The organism is uncultured Granulicatella sp. (assembly GCF_963528195.1).
Classification (GTDB): Bacteria; Bacillota; Bacilli; order Lactobacillales; family Aerococcaceae; genus Granulicatella.
The window spans coordinates 22,641-33,050 of sequence record NZ_CAURVN010000015.1; the positions used below are offsets into that span (position 1 = coordinate 22,641).

11 protein-coding genes and 1 pseudogene are annotated in these 10,410 nt (G+C 31.8%); 2 read left to right on the forward strand and 10 right to left on the reverse strand.

Annotation, left to right across the window (positions count from 1 at the left end):
* Positions 1–20: 20 nt before the first annotated feature.
* From RWR88_RS05470 to RWR88_RS05495, 6 genes and pseudogenes are all read right to left on the reverse strand, one after another.
* Positions 21–464 (reverse strand): annotated as a pseudogene (locus tag RWR88_RS05470) (nitroreductase family protein); the annotation flags it as partial.
* 206 nt (positions 465–670) lie between these two features.
* Positions 671–1,333, reverse strand: coding sequence for an adaptor protein MecA (locus RWR88_RS05475; protein WP_314450982.1), 663 nt, complete (start codon positions 1,331–1,333; stop codon positions 671–673).
* A 135-nt stretch (positions 1,334–1,468) separates the two neighbouring features.
* Positions 1,469–2,491: a lipoate--protein ligase gene (locus tag RWR88_RS05480; RefSeq protein ID WP_314450983.1), complete on the reverse strand. Its 1,023-nt coding sequence runs from the start codon at positions 2,489–2,491 to the stop codon at positions 1,469–1,471.
* An 85-nt stretch (positions 2,492–2,576) separates the two neighbouring features.
* Positions 2,577–3,338 carry a hypothetical protein gene (locus tag RWR88_RS05485; protein WP_314450984.1) on the reverse strand — a complete coding sequence of 254 codons (762 nt, stop codon included), beginning with the start codon at positions 3,336–3,338 and terminating at the stop codon, positions 2,577–2,579.
* 166 nt (positions 3,339–3,504) lie between these two features.
* Positions 3,505–4,401 (reverse strand): zinc metalloprotease HtpX, encoded by an 897-nt coding sequence (gene htpX, locus RWR88_RS05490; RefSeq protein ID WP_314450985.1) that lies wholly within the window; start codon positions 4,399–4,401, stop codon positions 3,505–3,507.
* A gap of 21 nt (positions 4,402–4,422) precedes the next feature.
* The gene (locus RWR88_RS05495) at positions 4,423–4,980 is read right to left on the reverse strand and encodes a LemA family protein (RefSeq protein WP_006703494.1); all 558 of its coding nucleotides are present in this window, start codon (positions 4,978–4,980) and stop codon (positions 4,423–4,425) included.
* A gap of 142 nt (positions 4,981–5,122) precedes the next feature.
* Between RWR88_RS05495 and RWR88_RS05500 the strand changes: the two genes are divergently transcribed.
* Positions 5,123–5,827 carry an SMI1/KNR4 family protein gene (locus tag RWR88_RS05500; protein ID WP_314450986.1) on the forward strand — a complete coding sequence of 235 codons (705 nt, stop codon included), beginning with the start codon at positions 5,123–5,125 and terminating at the stop codon, positions 5,825–5,827.
* A gap of 163 nt (positions 5,828–5,990) precedes the next feature.
* Here the strand turns inward: RWR88_RS05500 and RWR88_RS05505 are convergent, their stop codons facing one another.
* The 4 genes from RWR88_RS05505 to groES all read right to left on the reverse strand — a co-directional run bounded on the left by RWR88_RS05505 (position 5,991) and on the right by groES (position 9,320).
* A complete protein-coding gene (locus tag RWR88_RS05505) occupies positions 5,991–6,512 on the reverse strand; it encodes a transcription repressor NadR (protein ID WP_314450987.1) in 522 nt (173 codons plus the stop codon).
* Positions 6,513–6,514: 2 nt separating this feature from the next.
* Entirely contained in the window at positions 6,515–7,054 is a 540-nt protein-coding gene (locus RWR88_RS05510; protein WP_314110675.1) for an ECF transporter S component, read from the reverse strand.
* A 357-nt stretch (positions 7,055–7,411) separates the two neighbouring features.
* Positions 7,412–9,031, reverse strand: a complete 1,620-nt coding sequence (groL, locus tag RWR88_RS05515) for a chaperonin GroEL (RefSeq protein WP_314349272.1) — start codon at positions 9,029–9,031, stop codon at positions 7,412–7,414.
* A gap of 19 nt (positions 9,032–9,050) precedes the next feature.
* A complete protein-coding gene (gene groES, locus RWR88_RS05520; RefSeq protein WP_006703485.1) occupies positions 9,051–9,320 on the reverse strand; it encodes a co-chaperone GroES in 270 nt (89 codons plus the stop codon).
* Positions 9,321–9,478: 158 nt separating this feature from the next.
* On the opposite strand from groES, the gene RWR88_RS05525 reads away from it, so the two are divergent.
* A complete protein-coding gene (locus tag RWR88_RS05525; protein ID WP_314450988.1) occupies positions 9,479–9,757 on the forward strand; it encodes a DUF4305 domain-containing protein in 279 nt (92 codons plus the stop codon).
* The last annotated feature ends 653 nt before the right edge of the window (positions 9,758–10,410 follow it).

Below are 10,410 nucleotides of genomic sequence, written 5' to 3' on the forward strand. Positions count from 1 at the left end.
AGTTCATTCAAAAAAATCTATTATTGTTCTTTCAAAAATCCTTGTTGCTGAATTACTTCTAATAACGCTAATCTTTTTGGAGGTAATGATTCCATTTTATCTGCCACTTGTTTACTGAAGCGATCCACTCGATGATTTAAATCTCTTGTATCGTAGTAGCCTGTAATTTCTTCATCATACGATTCAATATCTTTTAATGGATTTTCCAGTACTTGATAGTGATTTTCCATATACATAATTTCTTTTGGTAAGCGAGGTTTTAATTGTGGCTCTTGATTTGGCCATCCTACAGCTAAACCAACTGCTGGGAATGTATATTCTGGCAATTCTAATAAATCGATAATTTGCTGAGCATCATTATGTAAACTTCCTAAAAATACAGTTCCCATTCCTAGTGACTCAGCCGCTACTACCATATTTTGAGCCGCAATGGTTGCATCCGTTAATCCTGCAATAAAATAATCTGCTGTTCCTTGTAATTTGGCTGGTCTATCTTGCGCCTTTGTTAATTGAACATTACGATGATAATCTACTACAAATCATGACCACCCGTCTAACGGTTGGTCATGATTTGTATTTGAATTGTTTCATTCATGATTTTTTCTCCTCTATAAAAATAGTGGAGTCAGCAAACGACAAAAATTGTTTTTGCTCACTTCCACTATTTACATTATTTAAAATATTTTTTAGCAGTTTCAATCGCTTTTTCTTTAATCATTACTTCGCCATATTCCTGTACAACTTCCCAAGATACTCTAGAAAATTCACCGAATTCTCTTAAAAGAGCTAAATCCGCAGTAAAATCTTCTCCTCCAATAACCTCTTGGTTTACATGTAGAAAATAATAGTTACTATATCGATATAAAGATGATTTTTGAACATTATATGGATACATTTTTGCTAACTGGATAAAATCCTCAAATGAGTCAAAAAATACTGTACAATCCAGTGGCTCCAATGTTTTTTCTTTTTCAACCGGCTCTTCTACTTTTTTCTCTTTTTTTGGTTTTCCCATTCGATGTCCTAAAGAATGTTGAATCGTATCGACTAGATTTCGAACGAAACGTTCGCTATCTGCTTCAATATCTTTTTTTTCAACGTATTTGGTAACATATAATTCAATACCTTCTGGATTTGGCATCACTTGGAAACTCATACCCTCAGAATCTTCAAATTGATCAATGACATCCATTTCTACTAAAATACTATGGAAAAATTCTTCTATTTCTGTAGGATTAGCTAATAATTCTGAAACAGAAGTACCACGTTCTTGTAAATCTTCATTTTCAATTCTTACTAAAATAGTATCATCATTTATACGTTCCATTTCCATAATATTCACCTCACTTACATACATTTAAAAATTCATTCATAATTTTTTAAGAATAGTACTATTGTAACGAATTTTCATAGAATGTAAAGTAATAACACCTTTTCTAGCTATTTCAACTAAATTCTATCATTCGTATTAGCTCAATAATAACTCTACTAATTCTTCAGCCGCTACATTTCCAAAATATTTACGAACATCAATGGACTCAAATACTCTAGAAATTGCATCTCTTTGATATTCAATTCCTGTTAATTTTTCTTCTACGTCACTAATTTCTCCAAGTCCAAAGAAATCACCGTTAATTTTAATTTCTTTAATATGATTTTGTTCAACATTTAAGTGGAATTCAACTTGTCCTGCTGTTGTACGTTTCGATTGTGTTAACGCAAATTTTGGATTTTTCCCATAGTTCCAATCAGGATTATTAAAATAGGTCTTTCTCAACTCTTCAATTTTTTCCCAATCTTCTTCTGTTAGAACATATTCTTTAATGAGTGAAGTATCTTCCACTTCGAAAATATTTTTTAATAACACTTCTCTAAATTGTAAAATATCTAAATCTTGGAATTCTTCTGCCAAATAAGGTTTAATATTTGTAACACGTGAACGAACCGATTTAATTCCTTTTGATGCAATTTTATCAGCTTTTGGACGTAATAATTGCGGTAAAATCGTTACATCCACATCTAGCATCAATGTTCCATGAGCCGTTAAACGACCATTATTTGAGTACATTGCATTTCCTGAGAATTTCTTTCCATCAATGAGTAAATCATTTCTTCCTTGAAGTTCAGCGCCAGTTGCTCCCATTTTATGTAACGCACGAATAACCGGTTGTGTAAATTTCCCAAAATCACGGAAACTATCTCCATCATCTTCTGTAATAAAGCAGAAACAAATATTTCCCATATCATGATAAACGGCTCCACCACCAGAAAAACGTCTAACAACTTGGACTTTTAATGAATCAACTCCATCTTGATTGACTTCTTCATAAGTATTTTGATTTTTCCCAATAATAATCGCATTTTCATTTACATAAAATAACAAAATCGGCTCATCTAATTTTTTCTCATTTAATAAAAAATATTCAATGGCCAAATTTGTTGTTGCATCATAGATTTCTTTCCCATTTCTTTGATTTTTTACATAATACATGACCTAACCTCTTTTCTTATTGATTACAATTATTCTATCAAAAAAACGTTCTTAAAGAAAGTAAGCCACTTCACTTAAGAACGTTCTATAATATATCTGTTTTCCGTTTAAAAATATCTAATGACCAGCCCTGTTCTTCATGATAGATTAACTGACCAAATAAATTATCTTTAATATACACATTTTCCATCACATGGTAACGATCTTCTGCTACATATAGCGGAATTGTATATTCTTGTAAATCTTTTTTTATTCTTTCTGTTGAAAATACCATTCCAACTTTAAAATATGTTACTAATTCTTTTAATAACTCTACGGGTACTTCCTTTGCATTTTTTTCTTGATTAAAAAATAATCGTCTACTTAAACGAGTCATTTCTTCACTCATTTGATTCATTAATTGATAAGATAATTGTTGATAAAAATCATCCATCTTACGATAATACACTTTTGTAAAATCTTGACCTAAATTTAAAAAGATAAAATTATTTTGTAATTTATAAAAAAACGGAGAATGCAAATGTGTATTGGCATGCGAAATATATAATAAATCAGCAATTTCTTGAGGAGTTAATTGATGTAAAAATTCCAATGATTCAAAATCAATCCAATTATACTCTGTAGTACTATTTTGCACTTCTTCTAAAAATGCTTCGATTTTTTTAGAATCTTTAATATAATAAAATCCTGTATAATCATCATAAGTTGCTAAGGGAGACTTACCTTTTAATAATAATATATTTTTAGGATTTTCATTTTGTGTCAACACTGCTGATTGAAATTTAATCGAACTACTTAATACATGATTCGAAATAGAATCTAAATGTACATAAATTGATTGCATCACAAAACTCCTCCCTTATACTTATTCCACATTACTATTATAGGGGAAATATCCCTATTTATGTATATTTATTTCATTACAAATTCCATGTGAAAGCTTTTTCTTTGTAACAAAATTGAAATAAAGACAATCGAAGCCTAACTTAATAAAACTTCAACTGTCTTTAATCCTACATCTCTCTTAAACGTTTAATACGATTACTTGTTGCTGGATGCGTTGCAAACCAAGAATCTTTTTCATCATTTCCCTTTTTAAAAGGATTAGCTATATATAATGCTGCACTTTGAGGATCTGCTTCTTCCATTGCTGGAGCATTAGAGATTTTTTCCAATGCTGAAATCAACCCTTGAGGATTTCGAGTAAATTCTACTGCAGTTGCATCTGCTAAATATTCACGATTTCTTGAAATTGCTAATTGTAAAATCGTAGACATAAATGGTCCTAATATCATTGCTAAAATAGAAATTACCATCATAATCGCTGCAAGTCCATTTTCATCATCTTTTGAACGTCTAGAAGAACGTCCAAAAAACATCATTCGACTACCAAATTGCACTAAAATAGCAATTACTGCTCCAAGCGCAATCGCAATGGTTTGTAATCTTACATCATAATTTCGAATATGAGCAAATTCATGAGCTAAAACTCCTTCTAATTCCTCACGATTCAAACGTTGTAATAAACCTGTTGTTACAGCAACTGCTGCTTTTTCAGGAGAACTTCCTGTTGCAAATGCATTCGGTGAGTCATCGTCAATCACAAATATTCTTGGTCTTGGAACTTTTGCAATCATCGCCATATCTTCAACAATATGCCACAATTGAGGCGCTTGTTCGTATTCCGTCACTTCAGTTGCATGATTTAATCGCATCACAACATCTGTTGATTGACTAATCATCATCATTGTATATAACCCACCTGCAACTAAAGCTATTACCATTCCTGCAACAGCATTATCCATTACTGTATAACCTAATCCAATACCTACAAGTAGAAATAAAATTAGATAAAATCCTACTACCAACCAAGTTTTTCTTTTATTGGCAGCAATTTGTTCATACATCATCGTCTTCACCTACGGTCAATTTTAGAATTGAACTTTTGGAACTGCACGCTCTTCCGCTGGAATTTCTAACATTTGTTCTTTTGTAAATCCACCAAAATTCGCAATAATATTATTTGGAATCATTTGAATTTTAATGTTATATTGTGCCACGCTTGAATTATATAATTGACGAGAATAAGCAATTTTATTTTCTGTATTTGTTAATTCTTCTTGTAGTTTAATAAAGTTTGTATTTGCTTTTAAATCAGGATAGCTTTCTGAAAGTGCAAAAATTGTTTTTAATGTTCCACTTAATTGATTTGAAACATCCATTTTTTCTTGAACGGAAGCATTACTTCCCATATTTGTTAATTGATTTCTCATTGCGATTACTTGAGAAAGTGTTTCTTGTTCATGTTTAGCATAGCCTTTTACAGTTTCTACTAAATTAGGAATTAAATCATTTCTTCTCCCTAATTGAACATCAATTTGAGCAGCTGCTTCGCTTACCCAGTTTTTTAATTTTACAATACCATTATATGCAGATACAGCCCAGATAATGACTACTGCAATAATTCCTAAAATAATCCATAATGTCATATTGACACACTCCTTTATATTTTATACAGTTAATTGTAACAAATCGTTTTAGTTTTGCAAACTATTATCGATTAATTGAACTTATTCTACCATATTTACTACAACTTACCTCATACTTTAGACCTAATTTTTGGAGGAAAACATGTCACTGATTCAACAAGCTTTTACAAAAGTACTATTAGACCCTGCTACACCTCTCCACCATCAATGGACTATTGGAGACTTACCAGAAAGTTATTTACAGTGGATTCAACAAGAAGGAGCTGGTTATTTTCTTCATTCAAAAATAACTACCATTGAACCTACTCGATTCGGCTTAGACTATACTCTCTTAAATGGCATTGCAGGATTAGAAAAGGGAAATTGGATTAGTTTATTAGATGAATGCTTTTTCCCTGAAGAAACAGGACTACCCGATTATTTTATTCCCTTTTTTAAAGATGAATCTGTTTACTATTGTTTTGATTATCTTGAAAAAGGAAAAGAACCTAGCATTCGCCTCGTAGATATAGAGATGGATCAATGGTTAACAATTGCTTCTTCTTTTGAAGAGTTAATCAATTCAATGAAACCTCATATTGAATTGATATCATTCGACCATCGTCATTGGATGAGTATTCATACTCGCAGACAACAATTAGGATTATTCCATCCTGAAAATTTTCAAATATTATTAGAAATTGAAGAGGATGAAGATTTTAATAACTATATTTACTGGATTGCTAAAGGTTTAGAACAAACTTCCCCAATTTCTTCCATTGCACAAGAAGCACTAGATTTTTTACTGGAATACCGAAAACAAGAATTAGAAAATTCCCCAGCTTACAAACTAATTCAACAAAATTAAACGAATAATGGATAAACAAAAAAACAAGACTTGCCGTTAAAGTAAGTCTTGTTTTTATAATTTACATATATACAAATACAAGAAAAACTTTCTATGGTACTACCAATGAACCCAAATGTTTGCTGGCGTCGCTTACTACTATACTAGAAAGTCTATACGTATTTTACAAAGAGTCGTCGATCAAAAAACCCAACTTTCTCAAAGCCTTCTCAATTTCATCTAAATCTTGCTTCGTATCAGCTTCCACTAAATGATAATGAACCCCATCAGTAATCTCAGACAAAGGACGAAACTTCGTTTCCTCCACTTGCTTCATAAAATGAACAATATCTCTACGACAAGTCATTTTCAATAATGTTTGAATTTCCCCATAAACTGGATGATCCACTAACACTGTTTTTACTCTTCCACCATTATCAACAATAGCAACTAACTCATCTTCAATATCATCAATCGTATGTTTCACTTTAAACAAACGATGAATTTGTTGCGGTTGCTTAGAAGCAGAATGAATATATCCTCGATTTGTTGAAATAATTTCTTCCCCATCTGCACGTAAAATGGCAATATCCTGAACAATAATTTGTCTTGTCACATGAAAATGATCCGCTAATTGCTGTCCGTTAATCGCTGATGAAGATTCTTTTAATAAAGTCAATAATTTCTTTCGACGTGTAATGGTCACTATTAACCCTCTCTCTTATGGATTTTCTTTAATGAACGATAAATACCAATCGCTATTACATAGTCTACCATACTATGAATAATCGTACCAACCCCAACTAAGACAAATAAGACATACAATAATTTTTGAAGATCTTGACCTGTCACACTATAAAAGACAAAACATACAAAAACTTCACCAATGGCATGAATAATTGCTAAAACAATATTAAAAATCCATGAAGATTTTTTATTTTCTAATATATTGGGGAACTTTCTCAAATAAAGAGCCCCTAAAGTTCCAAATAAAATATGAGAAAATGCTCGCAAAACGATAATAAATGGGAATCCTGCTAGGAAGAAACCAATGGTAGAACCTAATACAACAAATACCGTCATCCATGGAGAAAGAAACATCGCAATAAAAATAGCTACGTGACTTCCTAAAGTATAAGATGCCGGTGGAATGACAATTTTAAATGGCATTATAATTGGAACAACAATCGCAATTGCTGTTAGTAAAGCTGTGAACGTTAAAAATCTATTCTTTTTCATTGAAAATATCCCCTTTTCTACTGTATATACAGTAGTGTATACCATAACTTTACAGAATTCAATGTTTTTTTATGAAAATGAGAGAATTTTTTCATAAAAAATGAAAAAAGACTTTCCGAAGTAGCTCACGCCCAGTTACGTTCACTTTGCTACTTCAGAGAAGTCTTGATTTTATACGTTCACTCATAAACATACGTCCATATAAACAGACTTCTCGCAGTAGCTCGAGTGATAAAAACTGCTACTGCAGATTTTATAACCGGAAAAATTGAGACCTTAGGCTCAATTTTTAGCAATGAGACTCGCTTTTGCGAGGCTGCTTGCGTCCTAACTACTTCAGAGAAGTCTAATTTATACTTTTTCTTATTACATCATACCCATTCCTGGATCCATTCCAGGCATTGCTGGTGCAGCTGGGATTGGTTTATCAGCCACAACTGCTTCTGTTGTTAATAATAAAGCAGATACAGAAGCTGCATTTTGTAAAGCTGAACGAGTTACTTTAGTAGGGTCTACAATTCCTGCTTCAATCATATTTACCCATTCATCACTTGCTGCATTATATCCAATTCCTAATTCTTGAGCTTTCAAATGAGCCACAATTACAGAACCTTCTAATCCTGCATTTGTTGCAATTTGACGAAGTGGTTCTTCTAATGAACGAGAAACAATTTTCGCTCCAGTTGCTTCGTCACCTTCTAATTCTAATGCATCTACTGTTTTTTGAACATTCACTAGCGCAGTTCCACCACCAGAAACGATTCCTTCTTCAACAGCAGCACGTGTGGCATTTAAAGCATCTTCAATACGTAATTTTTTCTCTTTTAATTCTGTTTCAGTAGCAGCACCTACTTTAATGACAGCTACTCCCCCTGATAATTTTGCTAAACGTTCTTGCAATTTTTCACGATCAAAATCACTTGTTGTATCTTGTGCTTGAGAACGAATTAAAGCTACACGATTCGCAATTAATTCTTTTGAACCTGCTCCTTCAACAATTGTTGTATTATCTTTAGAAACAACTACTTTTCCAGCTGTACCTAATTGTGCTAAAGTAGCATCTTTTAATTCTAAGCCCAAATCTTCTGTAATGACTTGAGCACCTGTTAATACAGCAATATCTTCTAACATTGCTTTACGACGGTCACCAAATCCTGGAGCTTTAACCGCTACTACATTAAATGTTCCACGTAATTTATTTAAAACTAATGTTGGTAATGCTTCTCCATCTACATCATCTGCAATAATTAATAATGCACGACCTTGTTGAACAATTTGTTCTAATAATGGAATAATCTCTTGAATATTAGAAACTTTTTTATCTGTAATTAAAATAAATGGATTATCTAAATGAGCAACCATTTTATCATTATCTGTTACCATATATTGAGATAAGTAGCCACGATCAAATTGCATTCCTTCTACAACATCTAATTCTGTTTCAATTCCTTTAGATTCTTCAATTGTAATAACGCCATCGTTACCTACTTTTTCCATTGCTTCTGCAATTAAACTACCGACTTCTTGAGAACCTGAAGAAATAGCTGCTACTTGCGCAATAGCTTCTTTTGATTCTACAGGACGAGAAATTTTGTGTAACTCTTCTACAGCAGCACGTGTCGCTAATTCAATACCACGACGAATGCCTACTGGATTTGCACCTGCAGTAACATTTTTTAATCCTTCACGAACAATTGCTTGTGTTAAAACTGTTGCAGTTGTTGTTCCATCTCCTGCAATATCATTTGTTTTAGAAGCTACTTCTGCAACTAATTTAGCTCCCATATTTTCAAAATGATCTTCTAATTCAATTTCTTTTGCAATTGTTACCCCATCATTTGTAATTAATGGTGATCCAAATGCTTTTTCTAATACAACATTACGACCTTTAGGTCCTAAAGTTACTTTTACTGTATTTGCTAAAATATCTACTCCACGTAGCATCGATGCTCTTGCATCTTCTGAAAACTTAATATCTTTTACCATCTTTCAGTTCCTCACTTTCTTATTGTACAATTGCAATAATATCTTGTTCTTTTACAATAATATATTCTTGACCATCTAATTTAACTTCAGTTCCTGTATATTTTTCAAAGACAACACGGTCTCCTACTTGAACTTGACGATCTTTTTCTTCTGTAAATTCACTAACAGCTAATACTGTCGCAAATTGTAATTTTTCTTGTGCTGCAGTTGGTAAAAATAAACCTCCTGCTGTTTTTTCTTCTTGCTCTACCATTTGAATAACAACACGATCTTTTAATGGTTTTAACATAATGATACCTCCTTGATCTTTTAGCACTCTTTCTTCTTAAGTGCTAACCACATTACTATAGTACTCATTTGGTCAAAAAAAATCAAGAAAAATTACTTGAAAAATTCTCTATAATCTTGTAAGATTTTTTTAAAGATTAATAATGGGGAGGTTCTTTAATGATTAGTAAACAACAGTTTTTTGTACATTTTATAATTGAAATTTTTATTGCATGTTTCTTTATTTTTTTAGCAGTACAATTACTTCCCATTCGTGGTTGGGAATTTTCGACAATTTTTTGTTGTGTTTTTGCCACATTTAGTATTTCAAATGCGATTCGAATGTTAAATTCTTATTTAACCATGAGAAAATTAATCAATGAAACCGCAGATTTATTAGAAAAAAGTGCCCATCTTTATGAAATAGAAGATGATGATGATAACTCATCAAAAGAATAAGAGAGGTTACCAATTTGAATAAACGTCTCTTCATCTATTCGCTAGGAACTACTTTTATCCTTACAATTCTCGTTTTGCTTTATGGAATCTTCACGAATAAATTTATGTTAGATTTTGTTTATATTGGAAATACTTTAACACTATTAAGTTTTCCTTTTTTAATCATTGGCTTAACTCTATTAGTCATTCAATCTGGAAACTTTGACTTTTTCCTTTATAGCTTTCATTCAAAGAAAAAAGAGTATGTTCCACAAAAGAAAAAATCGTATCAGTCTATCATTCATTTTTGTTTATGGACTTTTGCATTGTTATGGATTATTTCAATTCTATTAACATTCTCAACAATTTTTAAATAAACAACGAAAAAAGTGACGTCTGCAACAACAGCACGTCACTTTTTATATTACTTAGGAAAAACTTTACATAGTAGATAAGGCATGAAATCGCAAAGTCTATCTCTCAAAAGCTCTCTCATAAACATCCGTTCAAACAGAAAAGACTTTGCATAGTAGCTCAAGTGATATAATCAGTAAAGCAGATTATATCACAGGAAAACTCCAAGACGGTTTCACCGTCTTACTCATGACAGAAACAAAAGTTGGTATTATACTTACATTAGAGAACAATACTAATCCGTTCGAATTATTGGGGAA

Excerpts from the sequence above, each read along its gene's own strand:
- RWR88_RS05475 (WP_314450982.1), bottom strand. The coding sequence starts at position 1,333 with ATGGAAATGGAACGTATAAATGATGATACTATTTTAGTAAGAATTGAA.
- RWR88_RS05480 (WP_314450983.1), bottom strand. The coding sequence starts at position 2,491 with ATGTATTATGTAAAAAATCAAAGAAATGGGAAAGAAATCTATGATGCA.
- htpX (WP_314450985.1), bottom strand. The coding sequence starts at position 4,401 with ATGATGTATGAACAAATTGCTGCCAATAAAAGAAAAACTTGGTTGGTA.
- RWR88_RS05495 (WP_006703494.1), bottom strand. The coding sequence starts at position 4,980 with ATGACATTATGGATTATTTTAGGAATTATTGCAGTAGTCATTATCTGG.
- RWR88_RS05500 (WP_314450986.1), top strand. The coding sequence starts at position 5,123 with ATGTCACTGATTCAACAAGCTTTTACAAAAGTACTATTAGACCCTGCT.
- groL (WP_314349272.1), bottom strand. The coding sequence starts at position 9,031 with ATGGTAAAAGATATTAAGTTTTCAGAAGATGCAAGAGCATCGATGCTA.
- groES (WP_006703485.1), bottom strand. The coding sequence starts at position 9,320 with ATGTTAAAACCATTAAAAGATCGTGTTGTTATTCAAATGGTAGAGCAA.
- RWR88_RS05525 (WP_314450988.1), top strand. The coding sequence starts at position 9,479 with ATGATTAGTAAACAACAGTTTTTTGTACATTTTATAATTGAAATTTTT.